General features: G+C 60.5%; 21 protein-coding genes and 1 tRNA gene. 17 read left to right on the forward strand and 5 right to left on the reverse strand.

Annotated features, from left to right (window positions below; all coding sequences use genetic code 11):
• From NW844_RS06370 to NW844_RS06420, 11 genes are all read left to right on the forward strand, one after another.
• A partial coding sequence (locus NW844_RS06370; protein ID WP_414334449.1) for a DUF2232 domain-containing protein occupies nucleotides 1-698 on the forward strand: 698 nt, incomplete at its 5' end.
• Between the two features lie 88 nt (nucleotides 699-786).
• Nucleotides 787-1371, forward strand: coding sequence for a hypothetical protein (locus tag NW844_RS06375; RefSeq protein WP_414334451.1), 585 nt, complete (start codon nucleotides 787-789; stop codon nucleotides 1369-1371).
• Between the two features lie 62 nt (nucleotides 1372-1433).
• Complete coding sequence (locus tag NW844_RS06380; RefSeq protein WP_414334453.1) at nucleotides 1434-2618, forward strand: pyridoxal phosphate-dependent aminotransferase; 1185 nt, start codon at nucleotides 1434-1436, stop codon at nucleotides 2616-2618.
• Nucleotides 2619-2766: 148 nt separating this feature from the next.
• Nucleotides 2767-3567, forward strand: coding sequence for a ParA family protein (locus NW844_RS06385; RefSeq protein ID WP_414334455.1), 801 nt, complete (start codon nucleotides 2767-2769; stop codon nucleotides 3565-3567).
• Nucleotide 3568: 1 nt separating this feature from the next.
• Complete coding sequence (locus NW844_RS06390; protein WP_414334456.1) at nucleotides 3569-4333, forward strand: hypothetical protein; 765 nt, start codon at nucleotides 3569-3571, stop codon at nucleotides 4331-4333.
• Between the two features lie 317 nt (nucleotides 4334-4650).
• Nucleotides 4651-6276: a peptide chain release factor 3 gene (locus tag NW844_RS06395; protein WP_414334458.1), complete on the forward strand. Its 1626-nt coding sequence runs from the start codon at nucleotides 4651-4653 to the stop codon at nucleotides 6274-6276.
• Between the two features lie 134 nt (nucleotides 6277-6410).
• Nucleotides 6411-7634, forward strand: coding sequence for an aminotransferase class V-fold PLP-dependent enzyme (locus tag NW844_RS06400; protein ID WP_414334460.1), 1224 nt, complete (start codon nucleotides 6411-6413; stop codon nucleotides 7632-7634).
• A gap of 153 nt (nucleotides 7635-7787) precedes the next feature.
• Nucleotides 7788-10427 (forward strand): TIGR03960 family B12-binding radical SAM protein, encoded by a 2640-nt coding sequence (locus NW844_RS06405; RefSeq protein ID WP_414334462.1) that lies wholly within the window; start codon nucleotides 7788-7790, stop codon nucleotides 10425-10427.
• Between the two features lie 778 nt (nucleotides 10428-11205).
• Nucleotides 11206-13371 (forward strand): Rne/Rng family ribonuclease, encoded by a 2166-nt coding sequence (locus NW844_RS06410; protein ID WP_414334464.1) that lies wholly within the window; start codon nucleotides 11206-11208, stop codon nucleotides 13369-13371.
• A 62-nt stretch (nucleotides 13372-13433) separates the two neighbouring features.
• Nucleotides 13434-14066 carry a ribonuclease HII gene (locus NW844_RS06415; protein WP_414334483.1) on the forward strand — a complete coding sequence of 211 codons (633 nt, stop codon included), beginning with the start codon at nucleotides 13434-13436 and terminating at the stop codon, nucleotides 14064-14066.
• A gap of 21 nt (nucleotides 14067-14087) precedes the next feature.
• A tRNA-Arg gene (locus NW844_RS06420) sits at nucleotides 14088-14161 on the forward strand.
• A gap of 170 nt (nucleotides 14162-14331) precedes the next feature.
• On the opposite strand, the gene NW844_RS06425 is transcribed toward NW844_RS06420, so the two are convergent.
• From NW844_RS06425 to gvpA, 5 genes are all read right to left on the reverse strand, one after another.
• The gene (locus NW844_RS06425) at nucleotides 14332-14757 is read right to left on the reverse strand and encodes an LptA/OstA family protein (RefSeq protein WP_414334466.1); all 426 of its coding nucleotides are present in this window, start codon (nucleotides 14755-14757) and stop codon (nucleotides 14332-14334) included.
• A gap of 74 nt (nucleotides 14758-14831) precedes the next feature.
• Nucleotides 14832-15164: a gas vesicle protein gene (locus NW844_RS06430; RefSeq protein WP_414334484.1), complete on the reverse strand. Its 333-nt coding sequence runs from the start codon at nucleotides 15162-15164 to the stop codon at nucleotides 14832-14834.
• Nucleotides 15165-15205: 41 nt separating this feature from the next.
• The gene (gene gvpN, locus NW844_RS06435; RefSeq protein WP_414334468.1) at nucleotides 15206-16090 is read right to left on the reverse strand and encodes a gas vesicle protein GvpN; all 885 of its coding nucleotides are present in this window, start codon (nucleotides 16088-16090) and stop codon (nucleotides 15206-15208) included.
• Between the two features lie 88 nt (nucleotides 16091-16178).
• Entirely contained in the window at nucleotides 16179-17186 is a 1008-nt protein-coding gene (gene gvpC, locus NW844_RS06440; RefSeq protein WP_414334470.1) for a gas vesicle protein GvpC, read from the reverse strand.
• A 240-nt stretch (nucleotides 17187-17426) separates the two neighbouring features.
• Nucleotides 17427-17645, reverse strand: a complete 219-nt coding sequence (gvpA, locus tag NW844_RS06445) for a gas vesicle structural protein GvpA (protein WP_011429717.1) — start codon at nucleotides 17643-17645, stop codon at nucleotides 17427-17429.
• Between the two features lie 291 nt (nucleotides 17646-17936).
• Between gvpA and NW844_RS06450 the strand changes: the two genes are divergently transcribed.
• The 6 genes from NW844_RS06450 to aroH all read left to right on the forward strand — a co-directional run bounded on the left by NW844_RS06450 (nucleotide 17937) and on the right by aroH (nucleotide 21074).
• The gene (locus tag NW844_RS06450; RefSeq protein WP_414334472.1) at nucleotides 17937-18248 is read left to right on the forward strand and encodes an Hfq-related RNA-binding protein; all 312 of its coding nucleotides are present in this window, start codon (nucleotides 17937-17939) and stop codon (nucleotides 18246-18248) included.
• A 147-nt stretch (nucleotides 18249-18395) separates the two neighbouring features.
• Nucleotides 18396-19079 carry a V4R domain-containing protein gene (locus NW844_RS06455; protein ID WP_414334474.1) on the forward strand — a complete coding sequence of 228 codons (684 nt, stop codon included), beginning with the start codon at nucleotides 18396-18398 and terminating at the stop codon, nucleotides 19077-19079.
• Entirely contained in the window at nucleotides 19076-19327 is a 252-nt protein-coding gene (locus NW844_RS06460) for a hypothetical protein (protein WP_414334475.1), read from the forward strand. The genes NW844_RS06455 and NW844_RS06460 overlap by 4 nt, the downstream gene beginning before the upstream one ends.
• Nucleotides 19328-19372: 45 nt before the next feature.
• Nucleotides 19373-19855: a hypothetical protein gene (locus NW844_RS06465; protein WP_414334477.1), complete on the forward strand. Its 483-nt coding sequence runs from the start codon at nucleotides 19373-19375 to the stop codon at nucleotides 19853-19855.
• Nucleotides 19856-19919: 64 nt separating this feature from the next.
• A complete protein-coding gene (locus NW844_RS06470) occupies nucleotides 19920-20609 on the forward strand; it encodes a V4R domain-containing protein (RefSeq protein WP_414334479.1) in 690 nt (229 codons plus the stop codon).
• 90 nt (nucleotides 20610-20699) lie between these two features.
• Nucleotides 20700-21074, forward strand: a complete 375-nt coding sequence (aroH, locus tag NW844_RS06475) for a chorismate mutase (protein ID WP_414334481.1) — start codon at nucleotides 20700-20702, stop codon at nucleotides 21072-21074.
• Nucleotides 21075-21196: the final 122 nt, after the last annotated feature.

Below are 21196 nucleotides of genomic sequence, written 5' to 3' on the forward strand. Positions count from 1 at the left end.
GTGCGTTTCTGGATGTGCCCTCGCCGCCTCAGCCTTCTGTGCCGGATGACTTTCCTCCCCTCCCCCCGCCCCCTCCCCGCTCTCCGGCCTTGAGGGTGGTGGAAACAGCTTTTTTGGCCAGCACCGCCGCTTTGATCTGGATCTTGAGCTACACGCCGCTGGCTCCCTTTATGCGTCTGTTTTTCCCCATTCCGGTGGCGCTGGCGGTGATGCGCTGGGATCCCCGCACCGGGGCGATGGCCCTGGTGGTCTCCGCCCTGTTGCTGACAGTGCTGATGGGGCCCACGCGCAGCATTCTCTACGTCATTCCCTATGGCCTGCTGGGCTACGGGTGTGCCCGCCTCTGGCAGCAGCGCTTCTCTTGGTATGTCTCGGTAGCCAGCGGCGCTGCCCTCAGCGCTTTCGGCCTGGTTTTCCAGTTGTTGCTCTCCTCCCTGCTGGTGGGGGAAAACCTCTGGACTTACGTGACCATCCAACTCACCGGCCTGACCAACTGGCTGCTGGATGTGTCCCTGGCCAGACTAGGGGTGTACTGGGTGGCGGAACCCTGGATGGTTCAGGTGGTGGTGGTGGCATTCATCGCCTTTAACTCCCTCATCTATGTGTTCACGGTGCATCTGGTGGCCGCTCTGGTGATGGAGCATTTCCGCTGCCCGCTGCCGCCGCCACCGAAGTGGGTGCAATTTTTGCTGGATTAGCAGCCTCCCATACTTCTGAGATGGCCGCTGTCATGAGATAGACTTGTAAGCCCTACTCTTTTGGCCTTCCGTCCTGTTGCTGACTCCTATGAATCCCCTGCCCCCGCCCGCTCACCCCTACCAGTTCCGTGCCTTGGGCCTGATCAAGGGATCCCTAAAAGCGATCCCCAAGACCTATGCGCAGGCGATGTTGGTTGCCAGCGATGGCGTGGAGTATCCGGCCACCCCTGGCCGCGCCGAGCTGCTGCGTCCTTTCACCCACTGCATCGAGAGCGGCCACACCTACTGGTACTACGTGCAGCCACAGCCGCGGTCGGGAGGCGCCCTAGGTCTGAGCGTCATCCGCATTCTGGCTCTGCCGGAAGAGGAGGCAGATCCAGAGCTGGAGGATGAGCCTTTTTTGCCTGCCCCCGAAGATGCAGAGGAGGGCTTCAACATTCGCGGCATCGTCGAGCCCCACGATGGCTTTGTTGAGGTAACCGTGCGGCGCAAGCCCCAAGGGAACAAGCAATTTCCGCCCTTACAACTGCGCTTGGAGGGGTTTTTGCCAGGAGCTGTTGCGGGCGAGTTTTGGGATCTGTTAGCGGAGCGGGAGGGCCATGAGCTGCTGCTGGTGGATGGCAGCCGCCTCTTGACAGCAGTAGCCCAGCCTCAGAACCCCTCAGAATCGTGACGTCCTCCCGTCACTGACCGCAAGGAAAGTTAAAATTCTCAAAACAAAGAGTTTCCTGACTGATGGTGTCTGCTGCCGGCTTGTCCCAACGGGTCGCCCATCTATCCTCGTCCCCCACGTTGTCCATTACAGCTCTGGCCAAAGCCATGCAGGCAGAGGGTGTGGATGTGTGTAGCTTGAGCGCCGGCGAGCCGGACTTCGATACACCTGAGCACATTCGGGCGGCGGCCATCCGCGCCCTGGAAGAGGGCAAAACCCGCTACGGCCCCACCGCCGGGATCCCCGCCCTGCGCCAGGCGGTGGCGGACAAGTTGCGGCGAGAAAACGGCTTGGACTACAGCCCCGACCAGATCCTGATTAGCAACGGCGGCAAGCAAACCCTGTTTAACCTGGCCATGGTACTCCTGGATCCCAGCGACGAGGTGATCCTGCCCGTCCCCTACTGGGTCAGCTATCCCGAGATGGTGGCTTTGGCGGGGGCCAAGGTGGTGCGGGTGCAGACAGAAGAGGCTCAGGGGTTCAAACTCACCGCCGCCCAACTGCGCCAGGCCCTCACCCCCCGCAGCAAGTTGCTCATCCTCAACTCGCCGGCCAACCCCACCGGCGCCGTTTACCATCGGCAGGAGCTGGCAGCCTTGGCCGAGGTGATCCTGTCTGTCCCCCATCTGTATGTGGTCTGCGACGAGATCTACGAAAAGCTGATTTACGGACAAGCCTGCCACATCAGCCTGGGATCCCTTTGCCCTGACTTGGTGCCACGAGTGATCCTCAGCAGCGGCTTTGCCAAAGCCTATGCCATGACCGGCTGGCGGGTGGGCTACTTGGCCGGGCCCAAGCCCATCATCGACGCCGCCATCAACCTGCAAAGCCACAGCACCTCCAATGTCTGCACCTTTGCCCAGTACGGCGCCCTGGAAGCCCTGACCAGCCCCCTGTCGGCAGCGGCGGTGGAAAAAATGCGGCGAGAATTTTGGCAGCGGCGGGATCTGATGCTGGAGGGGATCCGCGCTCTGCCGGGAGTGACTTGTCCAGAGCCGGAGGGCGCCTTTTATGTGTTTGTCAACATCGGCCAAACCGGGCTAAGTTCGGTGGAGTTCTGCCAACGGCTGCTCCAAGAACATCACGTCGCCGCCGTGCCGGGCCTGGCCTTCGGGGCAGATGCCTACATCCGCCTTTCCTATGCCGCCGATCGCGCCACCCTGGAAAAAGGGCTGCAGCGGCTGCACCGGTTTGTGTCTTCCCTTTGAGGATCCAATTTGAGGATTGATAAAGAGCTGATCCAGCGGATGGATCCCTGCAGGCCATCCTCAGCCGCGCAATCCCTATCTAAGGTGTAAACACTATTGCTTAACCCTAGCTATAGTGTTAGGGGATGGGCTACGAGGGGGATAACGCATGTCTGGCAGAACGGCGCTTGTCATCACCGTCGCCTGCTTGAGTGGGGGATCCGGAAAGACCACAGCCGCCCTCAACTTGGCCATCATGCTGGCAGAGCACGGCAAGACCTTGGCCGTCGATTTTGATCCGCAGGGCAACCTGAGCCAGTGGCTGGGCTGGACAGATTTGTCGGAGTCGGCCACCATTGCCGAGACGATTTTGCCAGGGGCGGATCGGGTTCACATTCGGGAGATCATTCGTCCGCCGCTGAATGAGGATCGCCAGGAGCGGCTGTGGCTGGCCCCCAGCGACTACAGCCTGTCGCGAGCGATGGACGCGATTGTGATGGAGCCGGGGCGGGAGCTGTTTTTGAAGCGGGCTTTGCGACCGATTTTGTCGGAGTATGACTTTTTGGTCATCGACAGTCCCCCCTCGAAAGGGCTGCTCACCTACAACAGCATTCTCAGCGCCGATCTGTTGGTGGTGCCGACGGAATGCACCCAAAAAGGGGTGATGGGGGCCCTGAGTACCCTGGTGCTGCTGAAGGAATTGGGGGAGCTGGATTTTCAGGTGCCCAAGTTTCTGGGGGTGCTCCCCACCCGGGAGCAATGGGTGGGCAACAACCGCACCAAAATGTCGCGGGCAGCGGTGGAAGCCCTGGCGGAAATGATGCAAGGGATCCCCATTTTTACCCCGGTGCGGCAAAGCACGGTGGTGCAGCAAACCAACAGTATGGGCTGGTCGTTGGCAGAGGCCGGAGAAGAGGTTTTGGCCCAACCTTATCGCGAGATCCTTGAGGCGGTGTTGAGGTCTCGCTAAGATGGCTACCACCAAAAAGCCCCCCAAGAAAAAATTGCCCACTGGCCCTACCAAGGCCGATCTGCTCTCGCGCATGGGGGTGAATAAACAGCCAGAGCTGCCCGAACCTGTGCCTGTCGATTGCGTGGATGCTCCGCACCGTCCCAAAGACAACAAAGAGACACAGCCTCTGGATCTGCCTCGCCCTGGGGCAGTGAGTGTCGAGCCGGAGCAATCTCCCGTGGCCTCGCCCCGTCAGGGCTGTGCTGCCAGAACCCCGCCAGAGGCAGAGCGGATCCCTCTTTTGGCCGATGCGCCCTTCCCACCTGAAGCGCCTTCTCTGGGTGGAGATCTTGACGTGGATCCTCTGCCCGTCCTGTCGCCGGCTCCGGTCGAGCAGGTCAACCCGGCCAAATGGGCTACGCTGCCGACTGAAGGGCAAGCCGAGCTTCTGCCCCCTGCCACCACCTGTACCGGCGATGGAGTTCACCAAAACGGTGCCGCCAAGCCAGCGGATCCCCGCGAGGCCCTCGATGCCCAACTGGGCCTGCAAAAGCTCACCCTCAAATGGTCTATCAAGAGAGTACAAAAGCTGGGATCCCTGCAAAGCACCACCGGGCTGCCGGGCGAGATTTTGCTGGAAGTCCTGCTGGATCATTGGGAACGACTGCCCAAAGCATTGCAACAAGAGTGCCTGCTGCAGGCCCACCGCATTCGCGTGGAACGGCTGGTGGTCAGCCAAAACTTCACCATCGCCACCATTGAGCAACTGCTGAGCAACTGTTGAACGAGACCCATTGATCCCGATCCGCTCGGGTGGGAATTCCGCTCCAAAGGATCCCTGTCCTCGAGTGCCAGGCAACGGTAGAACCAAGTCCTGTGCTACGGTCAGAGTAGGTTACCCCCAGCTTTTCAGCCTGTGCTCCCTCCCCCGCTAGCGGACGGCCATCCCAGCCTTTTTCATTTCTACTCCTCGCTAGAGCTCTCCATCGTCTGCGAAGCAACAGCAGGGCCGCAAGGGGAGTGCCATCGCTATTTTTTAAGGGTCGCGTAGCGTCAGCGCGCTGTGAGACGAGCGGGTTTTGATTGGAGCAGTAACTTTTCATGAAAGCAGTAGATTTGGCCAACGCTATCCAGCAACGGCGCACCTTTGCCATTATTTCTCACCCCGATGCCGGGAAAACCACGCTTACGGAAAAGCTTTTGTTGTACGGGGGGGCGATTCAAGAAGCGGGGGCTGTAAAGGCCCGCCGCGCCCAAAAGCGGGTTACCTCCGACTGGATGGAGCTGGAAAGGCAGCGGGGCATTTCCATTACCTCGACCGTGTTGCAGTTTGACTACCGCAACATTCGCCTCAACTTGCTCGATACTCCCGGCCACCAAGACTTCAGCGAAGATACCTACCGCACCCTGGCGGCGGCTGATAACGCTGTGATGCTGGAAGATGCCGGCAAAGGGCTAGAACCCCAGACCCGCAAGCTGTTTGAAGTCTGTCAACTGCGGAAGTTGCCGATTTTTACCTTCATCAACAAGATGGATCGCCCCAGCCGGGATCCCTTGGAGCTAATGGACGAAATTGAGACTGAGCTCGGCCTCAAGCCCTATCCTGTAACCTGGCCGATTGGCTCAGGGGAGCGCTTTACAGCTTTGTTTGACCGACGCACGCAGGAGTTTCATTTCTTTGAGCGGGTCTCGCGGGGACGGCTGCGGGCCAAAGAAATGGTCATCAAGCTGGGGGATCCGCAAATTGAAGACTTGGTTGAAAAAGATCTCTATTACCAATTCAAAGAAGAGCTGGAGCTGTTGGATGGCCTCATGCCCAGCTTGGATCTCAAGCAGGTTCATGCTGGCAAGCAAACGCCGGTCTTTTTCGGCAGCGCCATGACCAATTTTGGGGTGGAGCTGTTTCTCAATGCGTTTCTGGAGTATTCTCTACCGCCAATGCCCCACGAGAGCACGGCAGGGCTGATCCCACCCGAACATCCTGAGTTTACCGGCTTTGTCTTTAAGCTGCAGGCCAATATGGATCCCCGCCACCGGGATCGCCTTGCTTTTGTGCGCATCTGCTCCGGCAGGTTCGAGAAGGACATGGTGGTCAACCATGCCCGCCTCAACCGCCCCATCCGCCTCTCCTATCCCCAAAAATTGTTTGCTCAAGAGCGCATCTCCATCGATGAAGCCTATCCTGGCGATGTCATCGGCCTCAACAACCCCGGCATCTTCAGGATTGGGGATACCCTCTACACCGGCCCGAAGTTGCGCTACGCCGGGATCCCCAGCTTTTCGCCGGAGCTGTTTGCCTATTTAAAAAATCCCAACCCCTCCAAGTTTAAGCAGTTCCAGAAAGGGGTATCAGAGCTGCAGGAAGAGGGAGCGGTGCAGATGATGTACTCCCTCGACGAGTCCAAACGGGATCCGATTGTGGCCGCAGTGGGCCAGTTGCAGTTTGAGGTGCTGCAGTACCGCCTGGAACATGAGTACAACGTCGAAACCCGGCTGGAGATGCTGCCCTACACGCTGGCCCGCTGGGTAGAGAATGGCTGGGAAGTTCTGGAGAACATCCCCAGCCTGTTTAACACCCTTATCGTCAAAGACATTCAAGATAGGCCCGTTCTCCTCTTTAAAAACGAGTGGACCTTGCAGCAATTCATCAGCAGCAACCCCAAAATCAAGCTGAGCAAAATCGCCCCCCTTGAGGATCTCAGTCCAGAGTCCAATGGCAGCCTGTAGAGGCATCCTAAAGAACTCTCCTCCCATCCGATGGTCTGACCGCAGCCCTGTCCATCTAGCCTTGACACTCTTAATTTTCTGGGCAAGCTGCTTGGACGCGGATCCCAGATTTTTGTAACACAGGCGACTCAGCCATGTCTTTTTCCTCAAGTGCCGGATCGGATCCCTACTGCTTGGAAGCGGCTGCCAGTGCCGAGGCACCGCTTTGCGACCGCTCGTTGTGGGGGCTGGATCCCCAGGCCATTTTTTTGAATCACGGCTCTTTCGGTGCGACCCCGAAAAAGGTGTTGCAGGCCCAAAGTGCTTGGCAAGAACGCCTAGAGGCCCAGCCGGTGCAGTTTATGGGGGAAGAGCTGCCGCGGGCTTTGCGGGCGGCGGCGGCAGAGCTGGCCCAGTTTGTCGGGGCCGAACCGGAAAATCTCGTGTTTGTGGAAAATGCCACTGGCGGCATCAACACGGTGTTGCGCTCGCTGTCGTTTCGGCCAGGGGATCAGATTGCCTGTACCAACCATGGCTACGGGGCTGTCCGCCAGGCGTTGCGCTATGTCTGTGAACGCTGGGGGGCCGTGCTGGCGGAAGCGCAGATCCCCTTCCCCATTGCGGGGCCGGAGCAGGTTCTGGCAGCGTTTGCAGCCATTCTCACCCCCCAGACTCGGCTGGCGGTGGTGGATCACCTCACCTCGCCCACGGCCCTGATCTACCCCTTGGCGGAGCTTGTTGGCCTCTGTCGGCAGCACGGGATCCCGGTCTTGGTGGACGGGGCCCATGCGCCGGGGGTTCTCCCGTTGGAGTTGGAAAGCCTAGGAGCCGATTGGTACACCGGCAACGCCCACAAGTGGCTGTTTGCCCCCAAAGGCTGTGCCTTTCTGTGGGCGGCCCCCCACCGCCAGGCCCAAACCCATCCCCTGGCCATCTCCCACGGCTATGGGCAAGGGTTCACAGCCGAGTTCGACTGGGTGGGCACCCGCGATCCCAGCGCTTGGCTGGCCATCTCGGCAGCCCTGGCCTTCATCCGGGAGCTGGGGGTGGAGAGGCTGCGCCGGTACAACCACACGCTGCTGCTGCAGGCGCGGCAGTTGCTCTTGGAAAAACTGGAAGGGATCCCACCCGCCCCTGAGAAGATGTTGGGCTTCATGGCGACCCTGCCCTTGCCACCCTTCTGGCAACAGTGGATCCCGGAGCTGCCCTTGGCGGAGCGGGCCCGCCGCCTGCACGACTACCTCTGGCAGATGCACCGCATCGAAGTTCCCATCATTCCCTTTGCCGGCCAGCTTTGGGTGCGCATCTCGGCCCAGGTTTACAACCATTTGGCTGAGTACGAACAGTTGGCGCTGGCCTTGCAGCGGTTGCCGAAGTGATGTGCGCCCTCACCCCCAACCCCTCTCCCAGAAGGAGAGGGGAGATGGGGTTGAGAAAGAGTTTTGCTGTTCTATCCGCCCTGGGTTTGGGCTGCCGGGAAAGTTCGGCTAGAGTCAGATCAGTAGCTGCGTTCACTTCTTGCTCGGATCCCCATGCTCTCTCCGGCTGCCATGCAAGCCCATCTAGGCCCCATCGATCTGGATCGCCTGCTCACGCCTGAGATCCAGCGGCCAGCCCGCTACTTGGGGAAAGAATTCGGCGCCGCCCACCGCCCCTGGGACTCGGCGCGGGTGCGTTGGGTGCTGAGCTACCCGGAGCTGTACGAGGTGGGGGCTTCCAACCTAGGCCACATCATTCTCTACAACATCCTCAACGCCCAGCCGGATCAGTTGTGCGACCGCACCTATCTGCCAGGCCCGGATTTGGCGGCCCGGATGCGGCAGTTGCGGATCCCGCTGTTTGCCGTAGAATCGCGCCGCCCCTTGCGCGCTTTCCATATTATCGGCTTCAGCCTGGCCTACGAGCTGGGGGGCACCAACATCTTAGAGATGCTGGATCTGGCCGGGATCCCGCTCAAATGGTGGGAACGGCAAGCCTTCACCCCGCAAGAGTGTCCCCTGATCTTTGCCGGTGGGCCGACCGCCACCTCCAACCCAGAGCCCTTTGCCGACTTTTTTGACTTCTTCGTCTTTGGGGATGGGGAAGAGGTACTGCCGGAGATCGGCCAGGTCTTGGCCGGATCCCTGCACAAGCCCCGCCGAGAAGTGCTCTTGGAATTGGCCCAGGTGCCGGGGGTGTACGTGCCCCAGTTTTACGAGGGGATCCCGCCCCGACCCATCGTGCCCGGCGTGCCGGAGCGTATTCGCCGCCGCGTAGCGCTGCCCCAACCCCAATACGCTGTCGGCCTGGTGCCCTTGGTGGAGACCGTCCACGACCGCCTGGTGATGGAAGTGCGGCGGGGCTGTACCCGCGGCTGTCGCTTTTGCCAACCCGGCATGCTCACCCGTCCAGCCCGCGATGTGGAGCCGGAAGCAGTAGTGGAAGCAGTGGTGCAGGGCCTGCGCAAAACCGGCTACAACGAATTTTCCCTCTCCTCCCTCAGTTGCTCCGACTACCTTTCCCTGCCGGCGGTGGGGGCCGAGCTGCACAACCGTCTCCTTGGCCAGCAGGTTGCGCTCTCGCTGCCCAGCCAACGGGTGGATCGCTTCGATGGGCAAATTGCCGCCATCATGAAGGGATCCCGCCGCTCGGGGCTGACTTTTGCCCCAGAAGCCGGTACCCAACGGCTGCGGGACATTATCAACAAGGGCCTCACCGACGCCGACCTGATTCGCGGCATCCGCACCGCCGTCCAAGAGGGCTGGGACAAAATTAAGCTTTATTTCATGATTGGCCTGCCCGGCGAGACCGACGCCGATGTGCTGGGGATCGCCCGCACGGTCGAGATGCTGCAGCGGGAGTGCGCTGCCCTGGGCCGCAAGCGGGTGGAATTTACCCTCACCCTCTCCAACTTCACGCCCAAGCCCCACACCCCCTTCCAGTGGCACCGGGTAGACTACGCCGACGTGCAGCGCAAGCAGGGCCTGCTGCAAAAAGAGCTGCGGCGGCTGCGGGGGGTCAAGGCCCACTTCACGGATATCCGCTTCAGCATCCTAGAAGACTTTATCGGCAAGGGGGATCGCTCCCTGGGCCGCATGATCGAGCAGGCCTGGCGGGCCGGCGCCGGCCTGGACGCCTGGTGGGAAAACATCGACGCCGCCTATGCCGCCTGGGTGAAGGCCTACTGCGGCGAAGCCGTGGATCCCAGCGCCGATCCGGTCGCCCTCTGCGCCCATCTCCCCATGCGCGAGCTGGGTTTGGAGGATCCCTTGCCCTGGGATCACATCGATACCGGCATCGACAAAAAATGGCTGCAGAAAGACTACCACCGCGCCCTGGAAGCCATCACGGTGGAAGATTGTTCCTTTGAGAAGTGCTCCGCCTGCGGCATCTGCGGCCCCGGCTTTGGCCACAACATCGTCATCCCGCCCCCGCCCGTCCCGCCCCTGCAAAGCCGGCCCACCCCCACCCCGGATCCCCTGGAGCCGCAGCCGCCCGCCCAGCGCTTCCGCATCACCTACGGCAAAACCGGGGATCTGCGCTGGCTGGGCCACCTGGATCTGATGCGGCTGTGGGAACGGGCTTGTCGGCGAGCGGGGCTACCTCTGGCCTTCAGCGGCGGCTACCACCCCATGCCCCGCCTGGCCAACGCCAACGCCCTACCCATTGGCCAGGAAGGCTATGGAGAGATCCTCGATCTGGAGTTGCTGGAGCGGCCTGAGGGGCCCGTCACCCCTGAGGAACTGCGCGCCCTTCTGAGCGAACAACTGCCCCCTGAACTCTCCATCCGAGCCATCCAAGCGATCGGCCTGCGGGATCCCTCGGCCACCGAAGCCGTCTATGCTGCCGAATATCAGCTCACTGTAAGTTGCGAGTCGCCCACTGCCGACTGGCCGGCCTGGGTCACCCAGATCCTGGATGCGCGCGAGATCTGGATTGAGAAACGCTCCAAGTCGGGCAAATCCGATCCCTTCAATGCCCGTGCCCTGCTCTACTACCTGGAGTTTCAGGGCTTGGCCCCCGACGGCAGCGCCCACCTTCTCTACCGCGGCAGTTGCCGCAACGACGGCGCCTACCTACGGCCCAACCAACTGGTGCAAATGGCCGAGTCCCTGGGGTTGCCCTGCTGGACGTTGCAGACGGCCAAGCGGCTGCGCCTGTTGTGGGAACACCCCCTGTCCGATCAGGATTAAGGATTTCCCAGGGGAGCAGCCCAGCTGTTGAGATCCGGTCGCATCAGCGTTGCGCGGCAAAATGGCCAAGTGCCTATCTGGGCTGAGGGATCCCACAAGCGCTATAATGCTGCTACTACTGGCTCCTGCCGCTGTGGGGCTTGCCGAGCATCAACCTGACCGAAGGCGGAGCGAGCAGCAGGCAAAGGTTGGGCCGGGTTTTGGAATGGAGACACTCTTAGCTCAGTACCCGGGGCAAGTAACAGGCACGGCGGGGTCAAACCATAGGTGAACAGAGGGATCTGACCGTTTGACCTAGCCCGGGCTATATCTTAACCCTGAGAAGGTGCTTCTTTCCACGTGCAAACCCCGTCTTGTTGTTGGCTCAGGCTGGGGTCGCACAATTGGGGTTCTGCAAGGAGCCAGCGTCCCATCTCCCGAGGCGGAGCCGTCATGCTTACTGAGCCTGTCGATTGAGCCCATCCATGAATCTCCATGCAAACCTCACCCCATTCATGCATCTCCACCGATGAGCTTTCGTTGCAAGCAGCAGAAGCCCCGCGCTGGACTCGCCAGGGCCAGCATCGGGTAGTTCACCTGAACTTAACTCGCCTCACCCCTTGGATGAGGAAGCTAATCGGTTCTATTCCGTCAGAGCAGAGCTTAGGGTAATAGACAACTCCATGATGAGTCGATCTTGGTTAAAGAAACTTGAGCGGATCCCGGCCAAAGGACGACGCCTCGCCCGAATGAGGGTTCAGTCCGCAACCGCGTGCCCTTGGGGCGGGGAGGAGGGTTAATGCCCAGGCAGATCGTCATTGCCGAGCAACATCGAGTGGCAGCCGTCTTCGCCGAAGACCAAGTGCAGGAGCTGATCGTCGCCAGCGGCGCTCACCAAGTGGGGGATGTTTACGTCGGGATCATCGAGAACGTTCTGCCCAGCATTGATGCCGCTTTTGTCAACATCGGCCCCGCCGAACGCAATGGCTTTATCCATGTCAGCGACCTAGGCCCGCTGCGCCTCAAACGCAACCATGCCTCCATCTCCGAGTTGGTCTTGCCCCAGCAAAAGGTGCTGGTGCAGGTGATGAAAGAGCCCACCGGCAACAAAGGGCCAAGGCTAACCGGAGATTTGGCCTTTCCAGGGCGGTATTTGGTGTTGCGGCCCTACGGCAAAGGCGTTCACCTGTCCCGGCGCATCGAGGATCGGGAAGAACGCAACCGTTTGAAATCCCTGGCTATCTTAATTAAACCTCCGCAGATGGGCCTGCTGGTACGTACCGAAGCGGAGGGGGTATCCGAAGAGGCGATAATCGACGACCTGGAGCAGTTGAAAAAGCTCTGGGAAGATATTCAACAGCAGTATCAGGCGGCACGGGAGCCAGGCCTGCTCAGCCGGGACGATGATTTCATTCAGCGGGTGCTGCGGGATGTCTACTCGGAGGACGTGAACCGCATTGTTACCGACTCTGTTGCTGGCGCAAAGCGGGTGCGCAGCTATCTGCAAGGTTGGAACAAGGGCCAGATGCCGCCTGGCGTCGTGGTCGATGCCCACCGCGAGCCCACCCCCATCCTGGAGTATTTCCGGGTCAATGCGGTCATTCGCCAGGCGTTGCGGCCTCGGGTGGATCTGCCCTCCGGTGGCTACATCGTCATCGAGCCCACCGAGGCCCTGACGGTGATCGACGTCAACTCCGGCTCTTTCACCCAATCGGCCACCTCCCGCGAGACGGTGCTGTGGACCAATTGCGAGGCCGCCACCGAGATCGCCCGCCAATTGAGACTGCGCAACATTGCCGGTGTGATCGTGGTGGATTTTATCGATATGGATTCCCGCCGCGACCAGTTGCTGGTTTTGGAGCACTTCAACAAGGCCCTCTCCAGCGACAAAGCTCGCCCCCAGGTGGCCCAACTCTCGGAATTGGGTCTGGTGGAGCTGACCCGCAAACGGCAGGGGCAAAGCCTTTACGAGATCTTCGGCCATTCTTGCCCCACCTGCGAGGGGCTGGGGATCCTGGCCCGTCTGCCAGGGGCGGAGCCGGGACGGCTGCTGACCGTCGAAAGTGGCCTGACTGTAACACTGCCCAGCGAGGCGGAGGAAGGGGATGAGGAAGAGGCTGGCCCGATCCTGCCCCGCGATGGCAACGCCCAACGGGCCCGTCTGCGAGTCGGGAGCGATGGGTTGTCTCGAGGCGATAGTCGCGCGCTGCTGCGGCGGTCACGCTCTGCCCCCGGACAACGACGCCCCAGCCCGGATCCCTTTTCGCCCTTTGCTGCCTCGGTCGATCTGGAGGAGCCACGGGTTGAAACCGAACGCAAGCGCTCCCGCGAAGACTGGGGGGATCCCCGCGCCAGCCAGCGCCTCGTTGTGCGCAGCACGGATACGCCTGCCGAAGAGGAAACCCCGGAGCCGCTTGGGGAGGATCCCCTGCAGGGGGGTGGAGCAGAGCCGAAGCGCCGCGAACCCCGCCGTTCTGGCCGCGCCGAGGAGGCAGAACCCACCCTACGCAAGAGCCACACTGCCCCGGCCCGAGCTGCTGGCGCCAGCGGGACGGAGTCCTCAGAAGGCCGTCCAGCTCCGCCACGGCAAACCATCACCGTGGAGATGACCCCGCTGCAACAACGGGTCTACTCGGAGTTGGGGCTATCGCCGCTGTTGCTTCTGGATCAGCCGCCACCTTGGGGCCGCGACCTGGCGGTTAGGGTGGTTCTGCCGGGAACTGTCAAGGCGGAAACCAGGCCAGAGACTGAGGCCACTGCTCAGTCGGAGGAGTGGGTGCCCGAAGCGGATGCCTTGCAGGAGAAGGAGCCGGTGGATAACCTTCCCCCACCCGAAATCCCCTCTGCTGAATCGTTCCCATCAGCGGTGGGGAGCACCTTGGCCGAGCCACCGGCGGAACAGGGGATCAGCCCTGCCCAGCAATCTCCGGCAGCCTCCAGGCGACGCCGCTCCCATAGCAGTTAGACCAGCCGGTTGAGCGCAGGAGCACGGTGGTCTGGTGGGTTGATGGCTCCAGGGCTGGCGTTGTGGGCAAGACGGCGAAGCCCAGTTTGGTTTGGGAGGGATCCCTTTGGCAACAGGGGATTCTCCGAGTGGCGGGGGTGGACGAGGTGGGGCGGGGGGCGCTGGCGGGGCCGGTGGTGGCAGCGGCGGTCATTTTGCCGGCCCAGATGGATCCCAAAACGCTGGAGGGAGTGAGGGATTGCAAACAACTGCGCCCGCCGCAGCGCACCCACTGGGCGGAGCGGATTCGCCAGGTGGCCCTGGCTGTGGGTATTGGCAGCGCCTCTGCCGCCGAGATCGACCAGCTCAACATTCGCCAGGCCACGCTGCTGGCCATGCAACGAGCGCTGGCGCAGGTGGGGGAAGTGGAGCACATCTTGCTGGATGGGTTGCCGTTGGCCGAGCTGGGATCCCGGCAGACGGCGCTGGTTAAAGGGGATCAGCTCAGCCTCTCCATCGCCGCCGCTTCCATCGTGGCCAAGGTCTGGCGGGATGCCCTGATGCAAAGCTGGGATCACCAGTACCCTGGCTACGGCTGGCGCACCAACGTGGGCTATGGCACGCAGGAGCACCGACTGGCGTTGCAAAACCTAGGGCCGACCCCGCAGCACCGCCGCAGCTTTTTCCCCTTGGCAGAAGGGAAAATCAGGCGATAAGATAGGTTATGCAATAGCGCTGCCCACGTAGCTCAGTGGACTAGAGCACTGGGTTCCGGTCCCAGGTGTCGGAGGTTCGAATCCTTTCGTGGGCGCTTCAAACGTACAGACGAGCCAAGTCCCTGCTGTAGGGCAGGGTGGGCATAACTTGCCATTGGGAACAGGAGCCAAAGCTGATTCAGGGGTGAACCACCCCATTGGCCTCAAACTCATATTCCTCAGGGGCGACCGGAACGCAGAGGGTTGATGGGCCAAACACTCGATCTCAAGGGCTTGCGGTCGGCTCTGGCAGCACGTAAACGGACTCCACCTGGCTCCCTGCTGCCGGCGCAGCCTGGATCGTGCCTTTTTCGATGTAATAGATGACCTTTTCTGCTTGCAACTGATTTTCCCCTTGGCGGATGGTGACCTGGCCCTCCAGCTCAATGCGTTGCTCCTGGCTGTAGTACACCGCTCTTTGGGCGCGGGCCGTGAGGCGCTCGGCAGGGAAGCTGAGGGTGACGTTGCCAGTGGCTATAAACACCCCCGTATTGGCATTGGCCTCCTGAACATCAGCGCTAATGCTGATGGCGCGCGGATTTTGCCCCCAGGCCGGGCCGGGGATCGCAAGCGCCACCACCACACCCATCGACCAGCCCAGCTCCCTCAGCCGGCCCAAAACCTTGCGATCGAGGTTGATCCCCAGTGCCATCCCATCACCTTGTCAAACCACCCCAGCAGCCAGTCTAGCCTGGGATCCCGGATCCCTTCTGACGGGGCAACGTGTTAATCGCTTCCATTTCCCCCCTTGGGCAGCCCTTGGGCCAGTTGCTTTTCCAGCTCGCTGACCCGCTGCAGTAACTGGCGGTTGGTTTCCAGCAGCTCCCGGGCTTGGCTGTTGAGATAGGGATCCGATTCCCACCAGTTGATCCCGATCTCCTTGGCCTTGTCCACCGAAGAGATCAACAGCCGGATGCGGACATTGAGCAGCTCCACATTGCCCACCGAAACGGTGATGTCTCCAGCAATAACAATGCCCTTATCCAGCACCCGCTCCAACACGTCGGCTAGCGAGGAGCCGTGAGTGGCCGTATTCAAGGGTTGAGAGCTAATCGGCACAGGGTTCATCGACCTCCAGAGCGCACCCACAGGCAGAAGACCTAGCCAGGCAGTTGGTCTAGCAGATAATTCAGCAACTGGGATCCCTCTTCATAGCGCTTGCCGGCCCGGGGCAACAGCACGTCGGCACACAAAGCGCGAAAGTCGGCATTGTCTTTGCTCACCGCCAGCTCGTGCTCCTTGACGATCCGCCCGATCATCAGACAACTGCGCAGGCTGGGGTGGCGGGTCAAATCCAGCTTGCGGCGAAAAGCCCGCACAATGTGCACGATCTTGAGCGCATCGGGGGCAGATAGACCAATGCGGGCAGTGAGGATCTCTTTTTCGGTCTCGATGTCCGGTTCCCCCATATCGATGGTGATCATCCGATCCAGCAGCGCATCTTGGGCCTTGTGAACCCCGGTGTATTCCTCTGGGTTAGAGGTAAAGATGGCCCGGAACTGGGGATGCACCCGCAGATATTCGGAGCGGTTGCTATCTGGCGGCAACACCAGCAGCCTCTCTTCCAAAGCGCTCAGGAGGGCGTTGTTGGCCTCAGGGCGGGAGCGGTTGAACTCGTCGTAGATGAGGGTAAAGCCCTCGCGGCAGGCCAAGGTGAGGCGGGCATCCACCCAGCGCTGCCGCACGTCTTCTTCCATTTTCACCACCGAGTGGATGAAATTATCCACCACCCGCCGATGGGTAAAGCCGGTGCGCCCGCCGATCAGGTCGGAAGAATCGAAGCGATCATCGCCGTAGATCAGCATGATGGGACGGCCCAGCAGGCTGGCCAGATGCATCGCCAGGGTAGTCTTGCCCGTGCCCGAAGGCCCCCGCAGATGCACCGCAAAACCCGATTGCAGATAGCGCAAAGCGCGGCGGGTAATCCGCTCGATGTAAGGAGTGTTCACAAATTGGCGGGGACGCGCCTGCAGAACCGTGGCCATAGCAATACCCAACTCTCAATTGCCTTGACGCTCTTGCCTTGACTATAGCCGCAACGGTCTTTTTGCGCTCCTAGGGACTGCGCTGGGCTCAGACCACAACCGTCGCTGACACCATACGCCGCAAGGTGGCCAAGATTTCCGAGGGATCCACCCCCAGATCCACTGCACCGCGGGCCAGCAGATCCCGCACCCGCTCCCGATCCCCGATCACCTGCAGCAACGTGACATCGGGATCCTGCGCTTGCAGGCTGGCCACATAGTCGTTGACGTAGGCCACGATGGGATCCGGCTCAGGGAAGGGCTCGGGCGGAACTGGCGGAGGTTCAGGTGGTGTCACAGGAGGAGGGGCTGTGTTGTCTGAGACTGGAACTACAGGCTCTGGTTGGGTAACCTCAGTCGAAATCGTTGCTGTAGCTTTGACCGAGCTCTCAGGCGGCTTATCACCCTCTTCAGATTCCTCAAGATCTGGGACAATGGGCCGATCCCCTGGGATCCCATTCCCCCACACCTGCTCGTGCAACGCCTTGCGGAAAGCTGTCAAAGCCTGCCGCAGAGCCTGGGCCTCTGCCCGCTGTTCTTGAGCAATCTGAGCCAGCTCCTGCTGCGCCAGTTGCCGCAAAGCTTGTACCCGTTGCCGCAACTCAGTATAGAAAGCCTGCCGCACTTGTCGGGTTTGGTTGGCCATGGCCTGCCGCGCCTGGGCACAGGTGCTCAGCAAGCTCTCCGCGGTCGCTGTCAAGTTGGCTTGAAAAGTCTGTAGCTCCTGCTGCTGGGCCTGCGATTGGGCGGCTCGTTCTTGGGCCATGCGAGAGAGAAGCTCCGCCACCGTTTTAGCCCGCTGCGCCGCAGCCGCCATGCGAGAATGCTCGTCCAAGGCTCGCTGCGCCGCCCGGCTCTGCTCCAGGTTGCGCAGTTGGCTGCGGGTTTGTTCTCTCTGCTGCCGTATTGCCTCTTGTCGTTCCTGGCAACGTTGTCTCAGCTCGGCCATCAGAGCGCGGTGCTGCTCCAGGCGCTGCTGCCGGGATCCGCTTAACAAACTTTGATTTTGAGCCGCCCGTCGGCTGCGGGCCGCGGCCCACTGTTCCTGCAAACTCATGGTGTGCAATCCCCCTACGTCCTTCTCAATGCCTGGGCGAATGCAGTTCTCCGCTTTTTCCCAACTCGCTCTCCACCAGCACGGCCTGTAGCTCAACACCACCGCCCAACTCGATCCCCAAGCCGAAGCTAAGGAAACAAGGCAGAGATCGACGGCGGATCCCTGCCTCGCCTTCTCGACGACCCGACCCTTCGACCCCCGCGGTGTTGAAGGCAAGGGGATCGAGCGATTGGGTCAGATTTAGACGGCAGGGGCAGCAGCGGTAGCCGTCAGGCCCACAGCCTCGGCGTATTTCAGGTAGGTTTCCACCGAAGCCACAACGACGCGCGCCTCAATGGCCAACAGCTCGATCCCCACCAAAGAAACCCGCACCCAGGCATCGACCACGATCCCTTTGTCCAAAATGCGGTCGATCACTTCGGCCAAGCTGGAAGAAGAGTTCACTTTCTCGACTGCCATAACGATCTCTCCTGCACAGATGATGGTTGAAAAAGACAAACAATTCTGTAGCAAAACAGCAGGCAACAAGGATCCCAAGCTGGGATTTGCCTTCCCCAGGGCGACAAGCGCACTTTCTGTCGCCCCAGCCCTATTCTGCTAACTTTTTTCGGGGAGAACACCCGTAGATTCGCTTAAAAAATACGGCAGGCCGACAAGACTTACCGTCTTTTCCAAGCGCCATCCCCCCTACATAGTACCCGCCGAAAGAAAAAGTGGGTCAGAGGGCAAGAGCGTTTTTGGATCCCGGCTATGGAGATTGTCCAGCCAAGGTGTGGGCCAGCAGGGATCCCCTATACTGAGAGCAGTGCGCTTGCCGTCCTTTCGCTGGCCAAGAGGGCTGCCGTGACCGAGTTCAACACCGGGATCCCAAGCGTGCGTCGCCTGCAAAAAGTGATCAAAGATCGAGAGATCCTTGAGGTAAAGCTCAACACCGGGGATGTCTTTGTCGGCCAGTTGCGCTGGCAGGATCCCGACTGCCTCTGTTTGGCCGATGCGGAAGGGCGGGAAGCGCTGCTGTGGCGCTCCGCCATCGCCTTCGTCAAAGTCAGACCTCCCTCCTAAACCCAAGTCCCCGCACTGGCCGTCGCTGGCTTCCCGGCAGCAGAGGCTCTTTTCTTGCAGCTATCGACGGCCCTGGCCAAAGCCCTCGGCGGAAAGGCTATGATTCAGCAAGAAGTGTGAAACAATGGACACCCTCTCTCCGCCCCTATGACAACCACTCCCCTCGAGTTGCCCCTGCAGCCTGCTGCCCAACGGCACAATCACTACAGCCGCGAAGACTTTTATCGTTTCGACCCCTCCCAGGGATCCCTGGTGGACTGGACGGGCGCGCGCAACGTCTTGGTAAGCGAAGACTTTATCCTGGGCCTACAGCAGGGCTTAGAAGAAGAAGTGGGGGATGCCTCTGCCTCGTTGATGTACACCATTGGCCGCGAGTGGGGGAGCAACGACGCGATCCACTTCTCCCGCTGGTTCGAGGAGGAGTATCGGCGCAAACCCAAGCAGAGCCACCTGATGTTCCTTTTGGAAACCTGGTGGTGGCCCTTGACCTCGCAAGGCTGGGGGCGCTGGGAGGTGGAGACTGAGGGCCGGCGGCAGGGATTTATTTTCATTAATTTGTTCGACTCCGCTGTGGCTCGCACCCTGGGGGATGTGGGTAAGCCCGTTTGCCACCTCTACGCCGGATTGTTTGCCGGGTTTTTTAGCGCCATGGTGGAACGGCAGCTCAACTGCATCGAGATCCAGTGCTATTCCATGGGGGAAAGCTACTGCAAATTTTTGCTCGGCAGCAAAGATCGCATCGATGCCGCTGCCTTTTGGCTCAACGAAGGGGCCAGCGCCGGCGAAATTGCCCAAAAGTTACGCTCCGGTCAGGGAGTGGCCAAAGCATGACAGCAGAGGTTTTTCTGGAAGAGTCGGTGCAGAGCTTTTTTGCCCATTTAAATTGGGATAGCCGACCGCGGCAGAGTCCCTCGCTGCCCATGCCTTTTGTAGGGGTGCGGGAGTACTTCGGCTCCATCCCCTGGTCGGGGGATCCCCTGACTTTGGCGGCCCGTTCTATGGGATCCCTGTCGGCAGCGCTGCCGCCTCAGCCTGAAGAGAAACAGATTACTTTGGCCGATTTATTCAGCCTGTTTTGAACTCCGACACCCGCTGAGCACCCACCGACCCTTGGGAGGAGCGAGATGGTGAGCCCACTGGAGCAGATGCTAATTGAGGCAGAGGCCCGCTACCTCACACCGGAGCAACTGGAGCAGCTCAAAGCCTATGTGCTCGGCTGGCCCAAAAGGCTGCACGTGTACCGGGCCGTACGGGAGGGGGAGAGCCAGATGGTGAGCCGCACCCTAAACACCCTTCAAAAGGAGATGCCCAACCTTTCCTCTCAAGTGGTGGATCTCTGCCGGCGGCACCTGCTCCTGTTGCTGCGTTACAGCGCTCTGGCCATGTTGCTCCAGGACGAGAACCTGTTGAAGGAGCGGCTGATCGAGTGGATGGAGGAAGAGGTGCGCCTGTACAAGCTGCAAAGCGCCTACGAGGTTGCTTATCGGATTTGTCAGCAAGAGCTAAGGGATCATCTGGCCCCTGGAGAGCTAGAGTTTATTCGCCCCTTGATCACCCAGGCGCAAGCAGCTTTGCTCTCTTTGGACGGACTCAGATCAACTGAGTAGAGGTCTCTCCTGCTGAGTTTCCCAATTGCGCTGCCCTACTTGATAGCCCAGGGATCTTTGACATATGGCCGGCACCACCGCTATCCCCAATGGCTCCACCAGCTTCGACCCCTATACGCCTGTTTTGGGCAACTACTACGCGCCCAGCGCCTACCTGCAAAGTGACCTGGAGTCAGGCTTGCTGGAGAGTCGCCACGGTGACCGGCTCTTGGCCCTTCCAGAGGCATTGCTGAGGGGTATCTACACCGGCTTGGAATACGAGACGGGGCAAGCCGCTCGCCTGGTGTTGCGCAACTGTGGTCGTATGTGGGGCAAGGAATTTTTCCGCCGTTTTGCCCAGGAACTCTCTGACTACTACCAGAAGCCTCTGGCCGAGCTGGAGATGGGCATTTTCCTCCAAAGTCTGAGACAAGCTTGGAAAGCTCACGGCTGGGGGTTGATCGAGATCGACTGGACCTACAAAGATCAGGGGGTGCTGGTGGTGTCGATCCGAAACTCTCCCTTCGCTGCCGCTACGCCCCCTCATTTCAAGCGCCCGATGGGCTTTTTGGAAGCAGGCCTGCTGGGCACTTGGTTTAGCCAGTTAACCGGCCAGGATCTGGCCTGTGTGCAAACCACCAGCGAGGCCTTGGGGGCGCAGAGCAACTTGTTTATCTTGACCGCTGCCGCCCGCCTCAAAGAGGGAGAAGCCTGGGTGGACTCCGGCCTCAGCCACGCTCAGATCCTGGAGAAGCTGTTACAGCCTGGCCCCTAACCGGAGCTGGCAGGGGATGGGATCCCGTGGAGATGAGTCTGTATAATTTTCTGGAAGCAAGACGAGCTCAAAGGCGCGAGGGTGTGGCCATTGGGGTGGCGAGTCAGAGCAATTCGGGGAGCCATCACCGTACCGGCAAACACTGCCGAGGCGATTGAAGCGGCAGTAACAGAGTTGTTGGACGCACTGGAACATCGCAACGCTCTAGATCTGGCTGAGTTGGTCAGCGTTATTTTTTCCGTTACCCCTGATTTAAATGCGGCTTTTCCCGCCCAATTTGCCCGTCGTCGCCCCGGCTGGGAATCGGTACCGTTGTTGGATGTGCAGCAGATGGGGGTAAGCAGCGACCTGCCCCGTTGTATTCGCGTTCTGATCCAATTGAATACTCCGCTTGCCCAAGCTGACATGCAACATGTGTATCTGCGAGGTGCCCGCGAGTTAAGGCCAGATCTCAGCGCTGTTTAACCGATGGGAAGCCGCGGGGTTTTCCGCGGTTACGGCCATTTATCTCATTTCAAACAAAAAAATATGAAGAAACTACATCCATCCCTAACTCCCCTCTCCCTGAGGGAGAGGGGTTGGGGGTG

This window comes from Synechococcus sp. H55.2, from assembly GCF_047462495.1.
Lineage (GTDB): Bacteria > Cyanobacteriota > Cyanobacteriia > Thermostichales > Thermostichaceae > Thermostichus.

Coding starts and splice junctions, on each gene's coding strand:
- NW844_RS06375 (WP_414334451.1), top strand. CDS start 787: ATGAATCCCCTGCCCCCGCCCGCTCACCCCTACCAGTTCCGTGCCTTG.
- NW844_RS06380 (WP_414334453.1), top strand. CDS start 1,434: ATGGTGTCTGCTGCCGGCTTGTCCCAACGGGTCGCCCATCTATCCTCG.
- NW844_RS06385 (WP_414334455.1), top strand. CDS start 2,767: ATGTCTGGCAGAACGGCGCTTGTCATCACCGTCGCCTGCTTGAGTGGG.
- NW844_RS06390 (WP_414334456.1), top strand. CDS start 3,569: ATGGCTACCACCAAAAAGCCCCCCAAGAAAAAATTGCCCACTGGCCCT.
- NW844_RS06395 (WP_414334458.1), top strand. CDS start 4,651: ATGAAAGCAGTAGATTTGGCCAACGCTATCCAGCAACGGCGCACCTTT.
- NW844_RS06400 (WP_414334460.1), top strand. CDS start 6,411: ATGTCTTTTTCCTCAAGTGCCGGATCGGATCCCTACTGCTTGGAAGCG.
- NW844_RS06405 (WP_414334462.1), top strand. CDS start 7,788: ATGCTCTCTCCGGCTGCCATGCAAGCCCATCTAGGCCCCATCGATCTG.
- NW844_RS06410 (WP_414334464.1), top strand. CDS start 11,206: ATGCCCAGGCAGATCGTCATTGCCGAGCAACATCGAGTGGCAGCCGTC.
- NW844_RS06425 (WP_414334466.1), bottom strand. CDS start 14,757: ATGGCACTGGGGATCAACCTCGATCGCAAGGTTTTGGGCCGGCTGAGG.
- gvpN (WP_414334468.1), bottom strand. CDS start 16,090: ATGGCCACGGTTCTGCAGGCGCGTCCCCGCCAATTTGTGAACACTCCT.
- gvpC (WP_414334470.1), bottom strand. CDS start 17,186: ATGAGTTTGCAGGAACAGTGGGCCGCGGCCCGCAGCCGACGGGCGGCT.
- gvpA (WP_011429717.1), bottom strand. CDS start 17,645: ATGGCAGTCGAGAAAGTGAACTCTTCTTCCAGCTTGGCCGAAGTGATC.
- NW844_RS06450 (WP_414334472.1), top strand. CDS start 17,937: ATGGAGATTGTCCAGCCAAGGTGTGGGCCAGCAGGGATCCCCTATACT.
- NW844_RS06455 (WP_414334474.1), top strand. CDS start 18,396: ATGACAACCACTCCCCTCGAGTTGCCCCTGCAGCCTGCTGCCCAACGG.
- NW844_RS06460 (WP_414334475.1), top strand. CDS start 19,076: ATGACAGCAGAGGTTTTTCTGGAAGAGTCGGTGCAGAGCTTTTTTGCC.
- NW844_RS06465 (WP_414334477.1), top strand. CDS start 19,373: ATGGTGAGCCCACTGGAGCAGATGCTAATTGAGGCAGAGGCCCGCTAC.
- NW844_RS06470 (WP_414334479.1), top strand. CDS start 19,920: ATGGCCGGCACCACCGCTATCCCCAATGGCTCCACCAGCTTCGACCCC.